The sequence below is a fragment of the Cyclobacterium xiamenense genome, assembly GCF_900109255.1.
GTDB lineage: Bacteria > Bacteroidota > Bacteroidia > Cytophagales > Cyclobacteriaceae > Cyclobacterium > Cyclobacterium xiamenense.
Window position 1 is genome coordinate 77,782 of the sequence record NZ_FNZH01000008.1, and the last position, 20,187, is coordinate 97,968.

Annotated in this window: 17 protein-coding genes; 15 read left to right on the plus strand and 2 right to left on the minus strand. The window is 47.7% G+C overall.

Annotation, left to right across the window (positions count from 1 at the left end; translation table 11 throughout):
* Positions 1 to 65: 65 nt before the first annotated feature.
* Positions 66 to 1,745: an energy-dependent translational throttle protein EttA gene (gene ettA, locus BMW71_RS19395; RefSeq protein WP_092177797.1), complete on the plus strand. Its 1,680-nt coding sequence runs from the start codon at positions 66 to 68 to the stop codon at positions 1,743 to 1,745.
* Between the two features lie 215 nt (positions 1,746 to 1,960).
* Positions 1,961 to 3,292, plus strand: a complete 1,332-nt coding sequence (locus tag BMW71_RS19400; RefSeq protein ID WP_092177942.1) for a pyridoxal phosphate-dependent aminotransferase — start codon at positions 1,961 to 1,963, stop codon at positions 3,290 to 3,292.
* On the opposite strand, the gene BMW71_RS19405 is transcribed toward BMW71_RS19400, so the two are convergent.
* The gene (locus BMW71_RS19405) at positions 3,183 to 4,241 is read right to left on the minus strand and encodes a zinc dependent phospholipase C family protein (protein ID WP_092177799.1); all 1,059 of its coding nucleotides are present in this window, start codon (positions 4,239 to 4,241) and stop codon (positions 3,183 to 3,185) included. The genes BMW71_RS19400 and BMW71_RS19405 overlap by 110 nt on opposite strands.
* Positions 4,242 to 4,399: 158 nt before the next feature.
* Between BMW71_RS19405 and rpsT the strand changes: the two genes are divergently transcribed.
* From rpsT to BMW71_RS19470, 12 genes are all read left to right on the plus strand, one after another.
* Positions 4,400 to 4,651, plus strand: a complete 252-nt coding sequence (gene rpsT, locus BMW71_RS19410) for a 30S ribosomal protein S20 (RefSeq protein WP_092177801.1) — start codon at positions 4,400 to 4,402, stop codon at positions 4,649 to 4,651.
* A gap of 165 nt (positions 4,652 to 4,816) precedes the next feature.
* Positions 4,817 to 5,512, plus strand: a complete 696-nt coding sequence (gene radC, locus BMW71_RS19415) for a RadC family protein (RefSeq protein ID WP_092177944.1) — start codon at positions 4,817 to 4,819, stop codon at positions 5,510 to 5,512.
* Between the two features lie 6 nt (positions 5,513 to 5,518).
* Positions 5,519 to 6,136 (plus strand): DUF1684 domain-containing protein, encoded by a 618-nt coding sequence (locus tag BMW71_RS19420; protein ID WP_092177803.1) that lies wholly within the window; start codon positions 5,519 to 5,521, stop codon positions 6,134 to 6,136.
* A gap of 54 nt (positions 6,137 to 6,190) precedes the next feature.
* Positions 6,191 to 8,602, plus strand: a complete 2,412-nt coding sequence (gene pheT, locus BMW71_RS19425) for a phenylalanine--tRNA ligase subunit beta (protein WP_092177805.1) — start codon at positions 6,191 to 6,193, stop codon at positions 8,600 to 8,602.
* Position 8,603: 1 nt separating this feature from the next.
* Positions 8,604 to 8,891 (plus strand): hypothetical protein, encoded by a 288-nt coding sequence (locus BMW71_RS19430; RefSeq protein WP_092177807.1) that lies wholly within the window; start codon positions 8,604 to 8,606, stop codon positions 8,889 to 8,891.
* 1 nt (position 8,892) lies between these two features.
* Positions 8,893 to 9,177: a cell division protein ZapA gene (locus BMW71_RS19435; protein WP_092177809.1), complete on the plus strand. Its 285-nt coding sequence runs from the start codon at positions 8,893 to 8,895 to the stop codon at positions 9,175 to 9,177.
* A 70-nt stretch (positions 9,178 to 9,247) separates the two neighbouring features.
* A complete protein-coding gene (gene rny, locus BMW71_RS19440; protein WP_092177811.1) occupies positions 9,248 to 10,813 on the plus strand; it encodes a ribonuclease Y in 1,566 nt (521 codons plus the stop codon).
* A 172-nt stretch (positions 10,814 to 10,985) separates the two neighbouring features.
* Positions 10,986 to 12,137 (plus strand): hypothetical protein, encoded by a 1,152-nt coding sequence (locus BMW71_RS19450; RefSeq protein ID WP_143057700.1) that lies wholly within the window; start codon positions 10,986 to 10,988, stop codon positions 12,135 to 12,137.
* Between the two features lie 50 nt (positions 12,138 to 12,187).
* Entirely contained in the window at positions 12,188 to 15,304 is a 3,117-nt protein-coding gene (locus BMW71_RS19455) for an efflux RND transporter permease subunit (RefSeq protein ID WP_092177817.1), read from the plus strand.
* Positions 15,305 to 15,334: 30 nt separating this feature from the next.
* Positions 15,335 to 16,489: a hypothetical protein gene (locus tag BMW71_RS19460; RefSeq protein ID WP_143057701.1), complete on the plus strand. Its 1,155-nt coding sequence runs from the start codon at positions 15,335 to 15,337 to the stop codon at positions 16,487 to 16,489.
* A gap of 382 nt (positions 16,490 to 16,871) precedes the next feature.
* On the plus strand, positions 16,872 to 17,453 hold the full coding sequence (locus BMW71_RS19465; protein ID WP_092177821.1) for a hypothetical protein: 582 nt from the start codon (positions 16,872 to 16,874) through the stop codon (positions 17,451 to 17,453).
* Between the two features lie 170 nt (positions 17,454 to 17,623).
* A complete protein-coding gene (locus BMW71_RS19470) occupies positions 17,624 to 18,151 on the plus strand; it encodes a helix-turn-helix domain-containing protein (protein ID WP_244891233.1) in 528 nt (175 codons plus the stop codon).
* A 17-nt stretch (positions 18,152 to 18,168) separates the two neighbouring features.
* Here BMW71_RS19470 and BMW71_RS19475 read toward each other — a convergent pair whose 3' ends face one another.
* Positions 18,169 to 18,771 (minus strand): porin family protein, encoded by a 603-nt coding sequence (locus BMW71_RS19475; RefSeq protein WP_092177946.1) that lies wholly within the window; start codon positions 18,769 to 18,771, stop codon positions 18,169 to 18,171.
* Positions 18,772 to 19,139: 368 nt separating this feature from the next.
* Between BMW71_RS19475 and BMW71_RS19480 the strand changes: the two genes are divergently transcribed.
* A complete protein-coding gene (locus BMW71_RS19480) occupies positions 19,140 to 20,183 on the plus strand; it encodes a ParM/StbA family protein (RefSeq protein WP_394333701.1) in 1,044 nt (347 codons plus the stop codon).
* Positions 20,184 to 20,187 lie beyond the last annotated feature (4 nt).

Consider the following 20,187-nt stretch of genomic DNA (forward strand, 5'->3'; position numbering starts at 1 on the left):
TTCATTTATCCTAAGAAAGCGGATTTTTTACCATCTTTGTTGATTGAATTAAACGCAAAAGAACCATGAGTACCGAAAAAATAATTTTTTCTATGGCGGGAGTCTCAAAAATCTACCCTCCACAGAAGAAAGTGCTAAAAGATATTTATCTATCGTTTTTTTATGGGGCCAAAATAGGTGTCTTGGGTCTGAATGGATCCGGTAAAAGCTCCCTGCTTCGGATTATCGCAGGGAAAGACACCGAATATCAGGGGGAAGTGGTCTGGTCTCCCGGTTATTCTGTTGGCATGCTGGAGCAAGAGCCCGAACTCGATCCCGGCAAAACGGTTAAGGAAGTCGTGGAAGAAGCCGTAGCGGCGACCATTGGATTGCTGAAGGAGTTTGAAGCAATCAACGAAAAATTCATGGATCCAGCGCTCATGGAAGATCCCGATGCCATGGATAAACTCATCGACCAACAAGGCGAAGTTCAGGAAAAACTTGATGCTGCCAATGCCTGGGAACTTGAAACCATGCTGGAAAAAGCGATGGATGCCCTCCGGCTGCCACCTGCGGATGCCCCGGTAGAAAACCTCTCGGGTGGAGAAAAGCGACGCGTAGCGCTCTGCCGCTTGCTGTTACAGGAACCCGATGTATTGCTGCTGGATGAACCCACCAATCACCTCGATGCCGAGTCTGTTTTGTGGCTGGAGCAGCACCTCAAACAGTACAAAGGGACCGTGATCGCAGTGACACACGATCGGTACTTTCTGGACAATGTAGCCGGATGGATACTTGAATTGGACAGGGGCGAGGGGATTCCCTGGAAGGGAAACTATTCAAGTTGGTTGGAGCAAAAGCAGGAGCGCCTACAAAAGGAAGAAAAAACAGCTTCCAAAAGACAGAAAACCCTGGAGCGGGAACTGGAATGGATTCGCATGACTCCCAAAGCCCGGCAATCCAGAGGGAAGGCACGATTGAGTGCCTATGAAAAACTGGTGGGCGAAGAAGGAAGAGAAAAAGAATCGAAATTGGAATTATACATTCCCCCTGGACCCCGTCTCGGAAGCAAGGTGATCGAGGTAAAAGGCGTTTCCAAGGCCTTTGGCGACAAGCTATTGTTTGACGACCTTACGTTTTCGCTGCCTCAAGGAGGGATTGTAGGCGTGATCGGGCCAAATGGTGCCGGTAAATCCACGCTCTTTAACCTGATTACGGGTAGTGAGAAACCCGACTCCGGGCATTTTGAGATCGGTGAAACAGTGGAAATCGCCTACGTGGACCAGGAACACGATGACCTGGATCCGAAAAAGTCCGTGTACGAAACCATAACCGACGGGAACGAATTCATCCAATTGGGATCGAAGGAGATCAATGGAAGGGCATACGTAAGCCGTTTTAATTTTGGAGGAGCAGATCAGGAAAAGAAAGTAGGCGTTCTTTCCGGAGGTGAAAGGAACCGGGTGCACCTGGCCATGACCCTCAAAAAAGGCGGGAATCTCCTGCTCCTGGATGAGCCAACCAACGATTTGGATGTGAACACGTTGCGTGCACTGGAGGAAGCCCTGGAAAATTTTGGCGGATGCGCAGTGATCATTTCCCACGACCGTTGGTTTCTGGACCGAATCTGCACCCATATCCTGGCCTTCGAAGGCGACAGCTCGGTGTATTGGTTTGAAGGCAACTTTTCGGACTACGAAGAAAACAAGAAAAAGCGCTTGGGAGACACCATGCCCAGGAGGATCAAGTACAAAAAATTGAAATAAGCAGAAAAAGAGGCAGCAGGCAGATCTATTTGTCTTCTGTTTGCGATCGGTAAAGGGAATCAGCAAAAAGGCTTCCCGGAAGGTTCCCCGAATCTTGCTAGCAAAAAAAGCGGTAAGCCCTTTGAGGCCCTCCGCTTTTTTTTTGTATGGGGATACAGGTTGTTTTGCTTTTTTGTTTCTTTGTGTCTGGTTTGTACCTTTTCGGGAAAGTTATGATGAGACAATTGTTATTGCGTCCGGGCGCTGGAGAATTGAATTACGAGATAAGGGGCATTGTAAAAAAAGCCCGGATGATCGAGGAGTTGGGCTACCCCATTACCTGGGAAAACATCGGAGACCCTATCCAAAAAAACAATACCATCCCCGAGTGGATGAAAGAAATCGTAAGTAGCCTGGTGCAGGAGGATCAAACCTACGGCTATGCCGACAGCAAAGGGATGATGGCTACCCGTAGATTTTTGGCGAACCTTACCAACCAAAAGGGAGGGGTACAAATTGGTCCCGAAGACATTTTATTCTTCAATGGTCTGGGTGACGGCATCGCCAAATTGTATCAGTTTTTGATTCCAACGGCCCGGATAATCGGTCCCTCTCCGGCTTATTCTACACATAGCTCCGCAGAGGCAGCCCATGCCAATACCCGACCCCTAACCTACAACCTGGATCCGGACAATAACTGGTACCCGGATATGGAGGATCTGTACAATAAGGTAAAGTACAATGACTCGATCGTGGGTATCCTGATCATCAATCCGGATAATCCCACCGGGATGGTGTATCCCCGGGAGGTATTGGATCGGTTTGTGGAAATTGCCAGGGAATTTAACCTGTTGCTGATTGCCGACGAAATCTACCAAAACATTACCTACAATGGATACGAGGCCATTAGCCTGGCAGAGATACTGGGCAATGACCTGCCCGGTATTTCGCTCAAAGGAATTTCCAAGGAATTTCCCTGGCCCGGATCGCGCTGCGGCTGGATGGAGTTTTACAACCAGCATACATCAAAGGAGTTTACCAAGTTATGCACGACCCTGGAAAACGCCAAAATGATAGAGGTTTGTTCCACCACTCTTCCTCAACTTGCCATTCCGAAAATCATGAGCCACCCTGCTTATCGGGAATACCGGAAGACGGCCAATGCAGCCATCGGTATCCGCAGTCGCATCATGGAGGAGGTACTCGGCCAGGTCCGGGGGATCAAATTCAATAAAACCAAAGGGGCTTTTTACAACACCATCATATTTGAAGAAGGGGTATTGGACGAAAATCAGTTTTTACCCATTCCGGATGCCCGCGTCCAAAAGCACCTGGACCAATGGCTTCAGGAAAAAGAAATGCCGCATGACAAACGGTTTGTGTATCACCTACTGGCGGCCGAGCGGATCTGTGTGGTGCCTGTTAGTTCCTTTTGTTCGGAGTTACGCGGGTTTCGGGTCACCCTATTGGAAGAAAACGAGGACGTCTTTCGAAATACGTTCGAGCGGCTGGCGCGGAGCATACATACGTACTTAAACTCCTCGAAAGATGTGCTGGTGGATTCCTGAAAATGGTCTCGTGGTCCCGTATTTTTAGCGTAGGATCGGCAGGAGCCCCGGGTTCGTCTTCGTTTTCTGGCATATTGGGCGTGCTACCGTCGAGATCAGGCTGTCCCGCGAGAATCCAGGCGGTGTACCAAAAGTCGGCAATAAGTTTTATGGTTTTCCGCATTTGTCGTTCCACCTGCCCGGCCAGCATTTGGTGATAGGCCTCGCTGTAGGCCCGTGAATACACGCGGGTATTGATGCCGCCGCGTTCCTCGAAGCTGTACTTTTTGTCTTCGGCAAATCGTTTATTTAAAACAGCTTCAAACCCCAGCACGGAGTCCAGCGCGGCATGCGATTGGCCGACGGTGTACCAGATAGCCTGCTGTGGATCCTTGACGTATTCGGCTTTACCGACAAAGAAGTTGTAGCTTTCCGCATAAAGTTCCGGGAGGCGGGATTCCCAAAACCCGTGAATTCCGTATTGACCGGTGAATTGACCGTTGTAATTCTTGGTGGTGTGCAGGGGAACGTGGATGTCTCCCAGGTAGTGCCCCAGGTCTGCGGCCAGGCGGAGAATGTTTTCTGCTTCCTTTCGTTCAAATGCCCGAACCAGTTGTAAAAACGTTCGGTAGGTGCTCCAGGGAGCGATCCCTGATTTTCGCAGGCTGTCCTCGCCAATAAGGTCCACGGCATCTGACCAGTAGCGGGGCAATACCTGCAGTGCATTGTCCCCGTAGACGTCCAGATCGATGAAGTGCTTCTCCGCCTCACCTTTTACCGCGTACCGTCGCCGATCAGGGTTTACGGCCTTTTCCCGGAGAAAGGACGCCTGAGGCTTAAAAAACACCATCAGCTCCGGGGGCAGCGAGAAGATCGCTTGCTGGTTGATGAGTTTATGCGCATAAAAACCCCAAGCCGGAAGCCGCGTGAAAGAAAGCAGAAAAACGATTACCAAAACTACCGATCGCATAAATTAAGACGAAAACCCGATCTAAAGTACTTAAAATCGGGGAAATATGCAGCGTCCACGGTTCCTATATTTGGAAAAATGTTTTGTATTTATAAATTAAACGGTTAAATTTGCGGTCCATAAAGAATCAGGAAACTAGTTAATCGTATAGCAAGCATATGGCAAATCACAAATCGGCTTTGAAGAGAATTCGTGCAAATGAAGCCAAAAGGTTGAGAAACAGGTATCAGGCCAAAACCACCAGGACCTTCATCAAGAGATTGAGAAATACCGAAGACAAATCCGAGGCGCAGGAATTATTGAAGCAGGTAACTTCCATGCTGGATAGACTGGCTAAGAAAAACGTCATTCACAAGAACAATGCCTCCAATAAAAAATCAAAATTGACCAAATTGGTGAATTCTCTTTAACGAGGCAGGTACTTGTACATGCATCATAAAACCCTTCTGCAAAAACAGGTAAGGGTTTTTTTATGTCAATTATTTTTTTAATTTTATCGGGTTATCTACCGCTTTCGGGGAAGTCGGGTTTAGATGCGAGGGGTGGATGGCCATGTTCCAGTTACTTTTTTTGCCATGGAAAATTACCAGTCGATACGCATTTCCGCGCTAGCGGAAGAAGACCGTCCCCGGGAGAAATTACTTCTGAGAGGAAAGTCCCACCTTTCTGATGCAGAATTGATCGCCATTTTGATAGGTTCAGGAACCCAGCACCTGAGTGCCGTGGACCTTTCCCGGCATATCCTCAAGAGTGTAGACCATGACCTCGCCCAATTGGCCAAACTCTCGGTCAATGACCTGAAAAAATTCAAGGGCATCGGAGAGGCCAAAGCCATCAGCATCGTCAGCGCGCTGGAATTGGGCAGGCGCAGAAAAGACGGAGACCCCCATAAAAAAGACAAAATTTCTTCCTCTGCGGATGTTTACCGGCTGATGCGGCAGGAACTGCAGGACGAAACCGTAGAATACTTTTATGTACTTTTTCTCAATCGCAGCAACCTGGTCATCAAAAAGCAGTTGATCAGTCAGGGAGGGACTGCAGCCACCATCGCAGATCCCAAGTTGATATTTAAATACGGGATCGAATTACTCGCCAATGCGTTGATTTTGGTTCACAATCATCCCTCAGGCAACCTCAAGCCCTCTACCGCTGACATTACCCTCACCAAGAAACTCTGTCTGGTGGGCAAAAATCTGGAGCTTCCGGTATTGGATCATGTTATTTTCACAGATGTTGGCTATTTTAGCTTCGCAGATGAAGGCATGATATGAATCACTATGAATAAAAAAAATCTATTTTGGGCATTTGTGGCCCTGGTAATCGCCGCTTCCATACTGTATACCTTCACAGGTACCGAGGATCCGGAGTTCTACCGAACTACTATTGAAGCGGAACGGGAGCGTCAGTTTAAATTCCTGAAATACAACCTGGATTCCCCGCTAAAGGCGGAGCAAAAGGAAGACATGGATTCCCTGGATTTCTATCCCGTCGACCCTGCCTACAAGGTACGGGCGCGGCTGGAACCGGTAGCAGACAGAAGGATCCTGGAAATCCCCATGACCGACGGCAGCCTGGAACGATACATCCGGCATTCCTTTGCCGTTTTCGAACTGCATGGACAGACCATAAAGTTACTTTTGCTACAGGCAGAGGACGAAGCGGACCGGAGGAATTTTTTCCTGGCTTTTGCCGATAAAACCTCCGGGGACGAAACCTATGGTGGCGGGCGTTACCTAAACCTCCGGCAGGATGGACAATCTTCCCTCAACATTGACTTTAACCTGGCTTACAATCCGTATTGCGCCTATAATCCGGATTATGCCTGCCCCATTCCTCCACGAGAGAATATCCTTGAAATTCCTATTCGGGCAGGGGAGAAAAATTACGATAAATAACCTTTCAGTAGAGGTCAATTATCGTAAATTTGTATCTTAGTCAAAACTGAAACAATGAAAATTTCGATCAATAGACTCAAAGAATACCTACCTTTTGACCAAAGTCCCGAAGAGATTGCCGATTTGCTCACGGCTTCCGGGCTGGAGGTGGAAGGTATTTCCACCTATGAGTCCATAAAAGGAGGCCTAAAAGGGGTAGTTATCGGCGAAGTGATCCATTGCGAGCCGCACCCAAATGCGGATAAACTCAGCCTTACGCGTGTGGACGTAGGCGAACGCATTTTACCCATCGTGTGCGGGGCTCCAAATGTGGCAAAAGGGCAGAAGGTCCCGGTAGCTATTGTAGGCGCTACCTTGTATCCCACGGATGGGGAACCCTTTGCAATAAAAAAAGCCAAAATTCGCGGAGAAGTATCCGAGGGAATGATTTGTGCCGAGGACGAATTGGGCCTGGGCAGCAGTCACGAGGGCATCCTGGTTTTGGATACGGACCTTCCAAACGGTACTCCGCTGGGCTCCCTGATCGAAAGCAGTGAAACAGCCGTGCTAGAAATCGGCCTAACACCCAATCGCGCGGATGCAGCTTCTCATTTGGGTGTCGCCCGCGATTTGAAAGCACTTTTGCGGAAGGAACTCGTAGTGCCCGATGTATCGGACTTCGCCGTAGATAGGGAATGCCCCGCTTTTGCGGTTTCCGTGGCCGATACGACCGACTGTCCCCGGTATGCCGGACTGACCATCCGTGGGGTGAAGGTCGTACCCTCTCCCCTATGGCTTCAAAATTACCTCAGAGCAATCGACCTGGAACCCATCAACGTTATCGTGGACGTTACCAATTTCATCCTGCATGATCTGGGCCAACCATTGCATGCCTTTGATGCAGATGCGATCACCGGAAATGAAATACAGGTCAAGCGGCTCCCAAAGGGTACCAAATTTACCACCCTCGAAGGAAAAGAAAGAATCCTGACAGGAGAGGAGCTCATGATTTGTGATAGCAAAGGGGGGCTTTGCATGGCGGGTGTTCTGGGGGGAAAGGACTCTGGAGTTACGGACGATACACAGACAATCTTTTTGGAAAGTGCCTGCTTTGGAGCGGACGTGATTCGCAGGGGGGCGCAGCACCACGGCATTAAAACCGATGCTTCCTTCCGGTTTGAGCGAGGCACCGACCCCAATATGCCGGTATTTGCCTTGAAGCGGGCGGCGATGCTTATCCGCGAACTCGCAGGTGGAGAAATTAGCTCGGCGATAGTCGATCACTATCCGGCACCTGCTACCTATCTGTCGGTACCTGTAGCGTACCGGCATGTGGACCGGCTGATTGGCGAAGTGATTGATCGGAAGGAGATAAAAACCATTTTGGAATCCCTTGACATCCGGGTGGAGGAAGAAACTAGCGAAGGATTTCTGGCACGGGTTCCTCCCTATCGGGTAGACGTTACCCGGGAAGCAGATGTGATCGAAGAGATTTTACGGATTTACGGATTTGATGCGATACCCCTAAAGGACAATTATCAGTCGGAATACCTGGCAGAACACCCGGAAAAAGATGGAAACAAGCTTCAATACCGGATTTCCGAGACCCTGGCAGGTATGGGCTACAGCGAAATCATCACCAATTCCCTTAGTAGTGCTGCATATTCTTCGGAAGCAAATTTCCTGGATGTAGAAAAAGACGTGGTAATTTTAAATAAATTGAGTGAGGAACTCGGGGTGCTCCGGCAGTCCCTGCTGTACACGGGACTGGAAGTGCTGGCACACAACATCAACCGGCGACAAAAAGACCTGAAGGTATTTGAATTTGGTTCGGTCTATTCGAAGATCGAGAAGGGCTACGCAGAGGGGAAGCGCCTTTCGTTGTTTCTAACGGGAAATTCCATCCGGGAAAACTGGATGCATGCATCGGAGCCAGCAGGCTTCCCGGAGTTGTACGCAGTAGTCGAGGCACTGCTAGCCAAGTTAAATATACCGCTTCCCGACGTGCAGCTGGTGGAGTGCGCCCCGTATACTTTCGGGCTTACGCTGCGGGTAAACCAGCAGGAGTTGGGAGACATTGGGCTGTTGGAAACCGCCGTAACCCGCCAGGCCGGAGTGAAGCAAGAAGTATATTTCGCTGAATTGGACTGGGATAGGCTGGTCAAATTGGCCAAAAAACAGGAAAGATACCGGGAAATCTCCAAATTTCCGGAGGTGCGCAGGGATCTCTCGCTAGTGATTGATCAGCAGGTGAGTTTTGAAGAATTGCGTCAGCTGGCGATCAAGGCCGGGGGAAAGCTACTCAAGCGAATCAACGTGTTCGACGTGTACACCGGCGATAAGGTAGCGCCCAACCAAAAGGCCTATGCGCTGAGTTTTTACCTACAGGACGATCAACAAACCCTGACGGATAAATTGATTGATAAGACCATGCACAAATTAATGACCGCATTTGAAAAAAATGCAGGAGCATTGATCAGAAAATAAAATGAAGGATTACGGGGCGCTTCAAAAGTTGGAAAGGCTAGCAGAACGGGTCGAAGAGAAGGTCAGGCTGCTTGAAGAGGAAAATACTGCCCTCAAAAACCAACTTTTAATTTATCAAAAGCAACTTTCGGATCAAGGAGCGGCCCTGGAAGATTTTAAAAATCAAATTAAAATTAGTAAAATTGTAAGAAACATACCGGTAGAAAATAAAGCGTCTGCTGAATTGAAGGGGAGAATTGATGACTATATAAAAGAAATCGACAAGATTATCACGTACCTGTCTGACTAATATGGATACACTTTCGATCAGAATAAAAATTGGAGACCGAGAATATCCGATGAAAGTAAAGGCCGACGAAGAGGCCAGAATCAGACGGGTGGGTAAATTGATCAACGATAAAATTAAAAAGTACAGGGAAGAGTTTGGTCTGGAAGACCGGCAAGACCTGCTGGCCATGGTGGCGTTTGATTGCATGGTGGAATCCATCGAACTAAACGAAACACAAGGGCAGGAAGACGAGCAGGTTCGAACGATGGTCGAACAGGTCAACCAACGCCTGGAGTCTTTACTTTAATATAGCATGCATAACGTCCCGACGCAGCGGCATTGAATTTTTTTCCGGTAGATATAACTCAACTACATCTATGGGAATCTCACTATACATCATTTTATCAGGAGCCATCGGCATTTTGCTGGGGGCGCTACTGGCTGGTTTTTTTATCAAGAACAACAGTAAAAAGCTAGAAGCCGAAGCCAGGGAAAAAGCCAAAAGTATCATCCGTGAAGCAGAAATCAACGCCGAGGGATTAAAGAAAGACAAGATCCTCGAAGCAAAGGAAAAGTACCTTCGTCTGAAGTCGGATTTTGAAGAGGAAGTAGGCAAAAAGAAAAACATCCTCATTACCAATGAAAACAAGCTCAAGCAGCGCGAGCAAATCCTTTCCAAGGAAATGGAGCAGCTCAAGCGCAAGGAAGCCGAGCTGGATAGTAGAAAAGAGAACTTGAGCGCCCAGTTGCATGCGGTGCAGGTTAGAAAAGACGAATTGGATAAGGTAACCCAGCAGCGGATCACTGATCTTGAAAAAGTGGCCTTTCTCACACGGGAAGAGGCACGCGAACAATTGATCGAAATGCTCAAGGACGAGGCGGCGACCAAGGCTTCCTCCCATATCAAGGATATTTTGGATCAGGCCAAACTCAGTGCCACCAAACAAGCCAAGAAGATTGTATTGGATACCATTCAACGCACGGCTACGGAACATGCGATCGAAAACTGTGTCTCGGTCTTCAATATCGAGAGCGATGACGTGAAGGGTAAAATTATCGGTAGAGAAGGTAGAAATATCCGGGCGTTGGAAGCAGCTACCGGAGTAGAGATCGTGGTAGACGATACTCCGGAAGCAATCATCATCTCCGGGTTTGACCCGGTGAGAAGGGAAGTGGCCCGCTTGTCCTTGCATCGTCTGGTGCAAGACGGGAGGATTCACCCGGCCCGGATCGAGGAAGTGGTGGCCAAAACCGAGAAAAATATTGACGAAGAAATCATAGAAATAGGAGAACGAACCTGTATCGACCTGGGCATTCACGGATTGCATCCGGAATTGATCAAAATGGTAGGTCGAATGCGTTTTCGCTCTTCCTACGGACAAAACCTGCTGCAGCACTCCAGAGAAGTGGCCAAATTGTGTGCAACCATGGCTGCAGAAATGGGGTTCAATGCCAAACTGGCCAAACGAGCCGGATTGCTCCACGATATCGGAAAGGTTTATCCCGAAGAAGCAGAACTCCCCCACGCTATTTTGGGTATGGAGCTCGCCAAAAAACACAAGGAACATCCGGAAGTGGTCAATGCAATCGGAGCGCACCATGACGAGATCGAAATGACCTCCATGCTTTCGCCTATCGTGCAGGCCTGTGATGCCATTTCCGGTTCCAGGCCCGGAGCGAGAAGGGAAATCATGGACAGTTACATCAAACGCCTCAAGGACCTGGAAGATTTGGCCCTGAGTTTTGATGGCGTCAATAAGTGCTTTGCCATGCAGGCCGGTCGGGAGTTGCGCGTGCTGGTGGATGCCGACAATGTAGACGACACCACGGCTAGTCAATTGTCCTTCGAAATTTCCCAGAAGATCGAAAAGGAAATGCAGTATCCCGGGCAAATCAAAATTACCGTCATCCGGGAAATGCGATCGGTAAACTACGCGAAATAGGTTGTAATCAACACCCTATTCCACAGGTACATGAAGGGTAGCGTTCCGCAAGGGAGGGCTGCCCTTTTTTTATTTCCAGAAAAAAAGCAAAAATATTTTTGTTTTAAAAATTATTTTTTTAGTTTTAATCGGATCTCCACCGATAGCTTTATCCAATGGTTAATTCCTGAATATGCGTCCCAAAATCCTTTGCCCCTTGCTCCCGATTGGATTGATGATTGGTTTACACCTTTCTTGTTCCAATAGCGGCCGGGAAAATAGGTCGGGAGATGGTTTTGAACCCCGGTTTGTGATCACAGACAGTTTGGTGATTGATTACCTCGGTAGGCTCGCGATCCTGGATATCCAATCGGACAGGTCGGAGTATTTGATGTTTGATCATCAACGGAAGGAAATGGTCCGGGTGGATAGTAATGGACAAATTTTGCTTGCTAAAAACCTCACCGGTGATACCCGGGATGGGTATGGCTCGTATTTTATTTCTGCACATTACCATGGATCGGAGGAAGTTATCATTCTGACAAATAAAAAATTATTTCGGTACGATTTGAACCTGCAATTGATTCAATCCGGGGAACTTCCATTTTCTTTTTTTACCAATACAGTATACGGAGGGCACGTGAATGATCTTTCCGGGGGCATCCTGTTTACCAATAGCTTTCCGGAATACCCTTCCAGAGAGATGCTGGAGCAGGAGGTTTTTCTTACTCAGCTTCCTTTTCTGACCGTATATGACCTGGAGCAGGATACGATCCTTTCCCGTCAGTATATTCCCGCCTCCTCACAGATGCTGAAAAATTCTGGCCAATACCGGGAGATGGCGCCTTTTTCCATAAGGAACGATGCGACCATTTACCTATTGTTCTCGTATTCGCCTGAGATTTACCGCTACACCTTTCCCGATTTGGAATTGCAAGATACCATACAGTTAAACCCAGGAGACGCCTACGTGCAGATTGATCCCGCTTCTCCCAAAGCCGAACCCTTTGACCGGTTTTTCAAGGAACTTGGGGCTTCCAGTTTTGTCCATTTGTCTCGGTCCAACGGATACCTAATGACCGCCTACCAGGGAGCAGCGCCCCAGAAAGAGGTTGATGCCTTGCCCAGGAACGTTGTCGGGGGAGAGGCATTTTCCGCCCTGCAGAAGGAATACAAAATTCCCTACTACCAACTCATAAAGGAGGGAAGGAAGGTGTGGGAGGCACATTTGGATATTGATTTCCGATACAAGGGAGGGAGGTTGTTTGCGGATCGAAACCTGCACCTGCCGCGGGTGGAAACGGAATTGGACCAGGTTATTTTCTATTTTTATGAGATCCAATGAAAAGTTAAAACCATGAATAAGGCCAACTACACCTTCTTAATCCATACCCCATGACACCTTTCCGGATGGTTATCGTTTTTTTTGTTTTGGCAATCATTGGATTTTCCCTGGTCTCGGAATTATCCGTAGATCTCAACCCCAGAGAAAAGGAGCCGGTACTGAATATTGGCTTTTCCGTGCGCAGCGCCTCTCCGGAGCTGGTCGAAAAACTGGCAACTTCACCGCTGGAAGGGGTGCTCTCTCAGTTGTCTGAATTGAAAAAAACGACCTCTGTATCCAACTACAATCAGGGATCCATTCAGTTGCGTTTTGATAAGCGCACCGATATGGAATACAAAAAATTTGAAGTCTCGGCCCTGATTCGGCAGGTATACCCGTCGTTGGACAGCAAGGTGAGCTATCCCACAATCACCCAGTCCTCCCAACGGGATATTCGGGAGAAACGGCCCATCCTGACCTACAGCATAAACGGTCCGTTTGCCTCCTTTGAGATCAAGAAGATTACCGAGGACATCCTGGTATCGTCGCTAAACCAACTTGAAGAAGTAGAGGAGATGGAGGTGCGGGGCGCCAACGACTTGTATCTGTATGTCACCTACGACATTCAGAAATTGCAGACGCTCGATCTTTCCAGAACCGCTTTGGAGAGTAAAATACGCAGTTCTTTTGGAAGGAATTATCCCGGGCTGGCCATGAATGCGTCGGGTGAGTCCTTGTTTTTGCAGGTGGACCGCTCCCTGCAATCCCTGCAATCCCTGGAGAACCTGCTTATCGGAAGGCTGGAGGGAAAGGAGCTGTTTTTAAAAGATGTGGCCAGTCTAACCCTGGAGGAAGCAGCGCCCCAGCGTTTTTACCGCATTAACGGCAACAATTCGGTAAGCCTGACCATCACTAGCCGGGACGGTGTAAACAAGGTGTTGCTGGCAGAAAAAATCAAGCAAACCATGGCTGCCTCCCAGAGGCAATTGCCCGAAGGGTTTGATGTGCGGCTGGAGTTTGACGACACGTCCTACCTGGAAAAGGAACTCCAGAAAATCTACAAGCGCTCAGGGCTTTCCATTCTGATCCTGATTCTTTTTATATTTTTAATCAACCGCAACCTCAATTACCTGATCAGTTTGTTTTTGGGTATACTGGTCAATGTAAGCCTTACGGTGATCATTCTTTACCTGTTAAAGGTCGACATCCACATGTATTCATTGGCTGGGTTGACCATTTCTTTTGGTCTGATCGTGGATAATGCCATCATCATGATCGACCACCTGCACAAGCACAAAAACCGCAAAGTATTTCTGGCACTGCTGGCAGCATCTTTGACCACCATTGTCGCGCTGCTGATGGTGTTTTTACTTCCCGAAGACGACCGAAAAAACCTGGCTGATTTTTCCACGGTGGTGTCGGTGATGTTGGGGGTTTCCCTGCTGATCGCCCTGCTATTTACTCCGGCCGTCTATGCCCTACTGCTGAGCAAAAAGGGGAAAGCCGGCCGTATCATGACGTACCGACAGCTACGGAGACGGGCTGGAGCGATGCGGATTTATACGCGAACGGTAGCATTTTTGGCCGGTTACCGTAAAGCCTTTGTTTGGGCATTGGTGCTGCTTTTTGGCCTGCCGGTTTTTTATCTTCCGGCAAAATGGGAGGGTCAGGAATGGTACAACAGCACCGTTGGCAGCACCTATTACCAGGAAACGATCCGGCCGTACGTAGACAAGGCGCTGGGTGGTTCCATGCGGATGTTTGTCCGAGGGGTATTCGAAAAATCATCCTACCGGGAGGCCGAACGCACCCGGCTGATCGTAAATGCCAATCTGCCCTTCGGCAATACCTTGGAGCAAATGGACTTTATCATTCGTGAATTTGAGGCATACCTAAAAGGGGTGGAGGGGATTGATAAATTCGTGACCACCGTCAATTCCGGGCAAAATGCCCGTATCGAAATCACCTTCAAGGAAGCCTACGAAACATCGGCCTTGCCCTACCAATTGAAAGGGAAGCTGGCGATGAAATCTACGGACTGGAGTGGCGTGCGATGGAACATATACGGCGTGGGCCAGGGGTTTTATACCGGGCCCGGGGGAGAAGGAATCCCCTCTTTCCGGGCGGAGTTGAGGGGGTATAATTATACCGAACTGGAAAAGCAGGCAGAAATTTTGGCTACAAAGCTTCTTTCGCATCGGCGGATACAGGAGGTGAATACGAACGAACGACTAACCTGGGGAGAGCAGAAAACCGAAGAGTATGTGCTCGCGTTTGATCAACAACGGCTGGCACTGACCGGCACCAACCAGTACGAGGTCGTAAATGCGCTTCAAAACAGGTCCTTGCACGAGCAGCCCTCTTTGTTTCTGGAAGTAGCCAATGATCAGTATGGGTTGGTGGTGCGAGAAAAGGAGTCCGCTCGGTTTTCGCGATTTGATCTGGAAAACAGCAGTCTGATTTCGGCAGAAAACCGGATTGTAAAGGTGGCCGGCGTAGGTTCTTTGCAAAAAGAGTTTACCACCAATGCCCTGCACAAGGAAGACCGGCAGTACATTCGATTGGTTTCCTTTGACTACATGGGCTCGGCCAAGTTTGGGGGAGAATACCTCGACGAAGTACTGGAAGAAATGAAAACCAGCATGCCGATCGGGTATTCTGCCAGCCGACAGACCTACTCCTGGAACTACGATCAGGCCAAGCGGCAGTACAGCCTATTGCTGGTGCTGGTGGTCGGGATCTTCTTTATTTGCTCCATCCTGTTCGAAAATTTCAAGCAGCCCTTGTACATCATTTTTATCATTCCGGTTTCCTTTATTGGGCTGTTTTTGATTTTTTCGCTGTTTGATTTCTATTTTGATCAAGGTGGATATGCGGCGTTTGTCATGCTCGGGGGGCTGGCTGTCAATGCCGCCATATTTATTGTCAACGATCTCAATAACCGGCAGGGGCAATCCTATAATCGACAGGTAATCAAAGCGGCGGCAGGTAAAGCTACGCCTATTTTGCTGACGGTTTTATCCACCTGTTTTGGCTTAATCCCTTTTGTCATGGAAGGGCAAAACGAAATATTTTGGTTTTCTTTGGCAATTGGTACCATCGGAGGATTGGCATTCAGTATGGTTGGGGTTTTTCTTGCCTTGCCGGTTTTTTTATGGAGAAAAAAGAACGTTGCTAAAACGCGCTAACAATCGATGCAGATGAAATACGTTCAGCCAATGGTTCTACTGATTGCGGGGGCTTTTGCCTGCAAGCCGGCGCCTACTACCGATGGGCAAGATCCACAAACGAAGCTGACCCTCGAACTGGTGGATAGCCTGGTGGTGAATGAACTAGAACCGTTGGTCATTGACGATTACCTGGAAGGTAGCGGAAAATTTCTGCTGCGGGGAAATAAAAGCCGAAAGCCCCACCTGGTAGCGGAGACAGGGGAGATCGTGCAGGTGTTCGACGTGCTGCACGATGGACCAAATGGCATGGGCTCAGGTGCATTTGGCTATGGGTTTTTGAATGCCGATCAATGGGTAGCTCAGGGGCTTTTTAACGGCTACCACGTCTACGACCTGGCCGGAAATAAACTGCAGCTGCTGGACCCCATTCATTTGGATATTTTTTCCATGTCCATGTACAGTTACCGGACGTTTTTTAGAGGTTTCACAACGAATGGAAAGCGAATGCTGGTGGGGCAGGAACAAAATTTGTTTGATCCCGGAAGCCTCACTGAAGAAGAAAGGCAATCGGCTGTTTACTACGATCGGGCAAAGACAGTGTTTTCGTATGAGGTGGATTCCAGCAAGCTGCGGTTGCTAGAAACCTATCCGGAGGAATGGAAACCTAGAAAAGAAGGGAAGATGCTTGGGCCGAGTCCGCCCATTGTGGCCTACCACCGGGGTAGGCAGGAGTTGGCATTGCTTCCTACCATAGGCGATCAGTTGTTTGTGTACGATTTTGCCGGAGAGAGGCCCCTGCTCAAATACCAGGTAGATCTCAGGCATCGGTTCCGTCCCGAAGGACTGCCCGAGCAGGTAGGGGATTACAGCAGCTATCCGGCCTTTACGGACCTGCGGTATGTTGGAAAAAAACTTTTGGTGGAGTTCAAAACACGCATACCCGAGGACATCGTCACCCAGCTTCGGGCTGCTTCGGAGTATCGGTACGAAAGTCCCCTTTTCAAAGAAGCCATGGCTACGTACAGCAAACCCTATTATATGGTGGTAGCGGGAGGCAAGCAGGTAGGTGTGCTGGACGGGTTACCGCTTTCTGGTGCACTTGATTTTGCCGACGAAAATGGGTACATCTATGTCAACGATAACCTGGACCCGGCGGTAGAAAGGGATTACAATGTGTTTTACCGGTTGAAGTTCATGGAATAACGCTCAGTAGGCGCTGTTTTCTAGTAAATACAAGAATATAATTCCAAATCTGGTAAATAAAATGCTCTAAAAAAAATTTAATTTTGTTTTATAGTCCATTCAGGGTTTAGATTTAAACCCTGAATGGATTTTCTCCACGAATCAAATACTTGTTGTTAATTTTTAAATAGATAATTATTTAGCGTTAATATTATGTAATAGTTAATTTTTTAATATTATCATTGAATAATTTGCAACGTACTATCCTCTTGATTACATTTGTGTCATACTTACGTAAGTCACTCAATTGCCTGCCCAAAATAATTAGCCTCAAACAAAAATTTTTCGGGAAGTACCCGGGAAGAGGTTTTACCTGTTTCTAAACCTTTAAAAATTTAACACCATGAGATTAATTATTGCAACAGTACTCGCTTTTACTATCAGCACGGCCGTTTTTGCCACGGCTCCAGTGGAGAATCCTCCCGTCGTCACCTTGGAAAAAATCGGTGAGAAACGATTTCAATTGAAGTACCTGGGAATTCCCGAGGGTAAAGTAACCGTAGCCATCAAAGACGAAACCAACCGAATCATCTTTCGGGATGTCATTGATTCCGACAAGGTGTTTTTCAAGAATTACGATTTGAACCGGCTGGACTTGGGAGCGTATCAGGTAGAAGTATTTAACACCGAATCTGGTAAGCTTTCCGATTTCGATGTTTTTCTGGGGCCAAAAAGTGTGGAAAAAACCTACTTTGCCAAAGTTACGAAATTAGATGAGCAGACGTTGGCGGTTATCTTGAAAAATTTGGACGGTTCAGAAAAGTACCTCGAAATTTTCGACAAGGGACAGCTTGTCTACGAAGCTCCGATCACCGACGAGGCCTTTGGAAGAAAGTTTTCCTTTGAAAACGTGGCTTCATTGAACGACATCAGCATCAAAGTTTCCGACAAGAGTGGATTTGGAAATTTCCTCTCTGCGCGATAAAAGAAATTGAACCAACCACTAACAAATGGAAAGAGGCTGTCCCTGGAATGGCCTCTTTTTTGTTTGCTGACATCAGGGCTTTTGCTTTTTTGAAATTTATTTTTTGTCCAATTTGTTATCCATCCATGCATGAAATCCGAATAAAAAATATGGTTTGTCCCCGTTGCGTCATGGCAGTAGAGGAGGTTCTTCGGGAAATGGGTCTTGCGTTTGAAAAGGTGGAATTGGGTCTGGTTCGTTTTTCCGATCCCCCGGACAGCCGGCAGACAGAGGCATTTGAACGAAGACTAGATGCGCTGGGCTTTGCGGTGGCAAAATCCAGGGAAACGATTTGGGTGGAAACCTGTAAGGTTACCTTGATTCAATTACTGGAGGAAGGCGCAGACGGCCCGGATGGGACGATTTCGCAAATTCTTGCCGACAAAACCGGTATTTCCTATTCCCGCTTGAGCCAACTTTTTAGCAGCCTTCAGGGGATTACCATTGAGCAGTATTTTATCGAATTGAAGATCGAAAAGGCAAAGGAGTACCTCAGCTACGCATCCCACAATATCTCCGAGACAGCCTGGAAATTGGGATACAGCAGCATGCAACATTTTTCGGCGCAGTTTAAGAAACATACGGGCATGACGCCCAGCCAATTTCGAAAACTAAGCCAAAAGCCCCGCAAGTTTTTGAACCAGGTTGGGGACCGTTGAAGCCGTCACTCACGCAATCAAAACAAACGAATCCCCAACGAAAGGATCAATTGGTTTTGTCGCTGGTCGGTAGGAAGTCCGGCAATGGAATCGACGTGGTTTGCTAAAGCTCCCTCGTACTTAAAATCGAGAATCATGTTGGCGATATCCAGGCCAATTCCCGCCTGGTAGCCCAATGTGGTCGTGTTTGGTTCGGAAGCAATGGTAAGCAAAGGGTCCTGTGTGCTCAATTCGTTGTCGAGAATGAAGGTTAGCGAGGGTCCGGCCTGTATGCGGAAAAAGTTTGCAAACTTAAACCCAGCCATCAACGGCACATCGATTCGGTCAAAACTGGCAGTGTACGTAACCTGATTGTTGGATTGCATGTGCTCAAATTCTCCCCCGGTATTGCTGTAGAGAATTTCCGGTTGGATGAAAATCCGGTTCCCTCCTAGGCGGGCAAAAATTCCCGCATGATATCCCAGTTTTTCGTTCCCTTTCGAGAAGGTGCTACCGGTAACGGATATATTGCCTTGCGAAATACCTATCTTGGGACCAATAGAAAACTCCTGTGCCCGAACCTCTCCAGAAATGAGGGAAAGTAGGAGCAATGCAAGACTTATATGGATTACTTGTCTCATGCGCTTGAAGGTATTGGTTTGGTACAAAACTAAACAAATTCAAAAGGATACGGTTACAAATTCGCAAATTCCTTGCATGGAAAGAGGGGTAGTCGCCAGACAGGGGGTTCGTTTTCTATCAAATGCAAAATTTTATACACAAACTTGGGGATGTAGCTTGTAATTTCGGCAAGGTTCCTTTAATTTGTCTTTAAACCTAAGGTTTGGCATTTGCCTCCGTAAAATATTGATAAAAATAATTAAGTTTGTACGATAAACAGGCGGCAAACGCCCCGTTTATCCATACAGGGAGACTTTCTCTTGGTCATTTTAGTTTTTAGGATTGAAAAATTAGAAAAACGGATAACTGTTTTAAAAAGGACAAAAGAATAAAAAAAAAATCCATGATAGAAGTAATAAAGTACCCCAGTGTATTGGAAAGTAGTAATCTTGAGCTTAGAAACGTTGCGAGGGATTTGGTTTCCGGACTTAAGATTTACCACGATAACATTGGCTACCTGGTTGGAGATTTGGCACTTTCTGAAGGGACTTCTCCACACAGAAACATCAACAGTTCACCAGAAGAAATTGATTACCGTATTTTTTTAAAGGCGGGGCTTTTGTTGGCTTCCCAAAAGCTGGGTAGCCCCATTACTGTTACCACCGGTTTTCCGTTTTCCACCTTTCAGGTGTTTAAGGAAAATGCCTACCGCCTGCTTGAAAACGAGCACATCATTGAGTACGATACGCAGACATTTGGGGGAGGGGGTCGAAAGAAAATGGCCGTGGAAGTGGATCGCGTAGCGGTGATTCCCGAAGTAGTGGGTTGTAGCATGGCCGTCAGGCAGATGTACAGCGATTCGCCAAAAAACTTCTTCATGATCAGTCTTGGATACGGCACCATGGAGGCCATTCTAAGTACGGAGGGAGGTTTGGTACAGCGGTCAAGCGTTTCTACGTTTGGGTTGAGATACGCCATTAACCTGATCACCCGGGAATTACAAAAGGACAATTACCTGGATTTAAAAACCGAGCATCAGATCGACCAGTATTTTAGCGAAGGAACAATTATTTTAAACCGAAAGCGTTTGGACTTAAGAGAGCTGCGAAAGCAGGTTATCACGCAGTATTACAACGACGTGATTTCTCCATCTTTGCGAAAAGCGTTTTCGGATAGTGATTTTACAAAGTCCGCAGATCTTTACCTGGCAGGTGGCGGTGCCAATTATGCCGAATTGGTAAACTTATTTCGGGATGAATTTGATGGATTATTAAACGTCCACGTACCCGATGCACCGGAGCAGATGGCGTCGATCGGCTATTGTTACAACAGTCTGGCCATCAGTGGCGGAGCCAAGGATAAGGCGGTTGGACTGGACCTGGGTAACAGCTCCACTATTCTCACTACGTTCAAACAAGAAAAAGAAGATTGAGCCT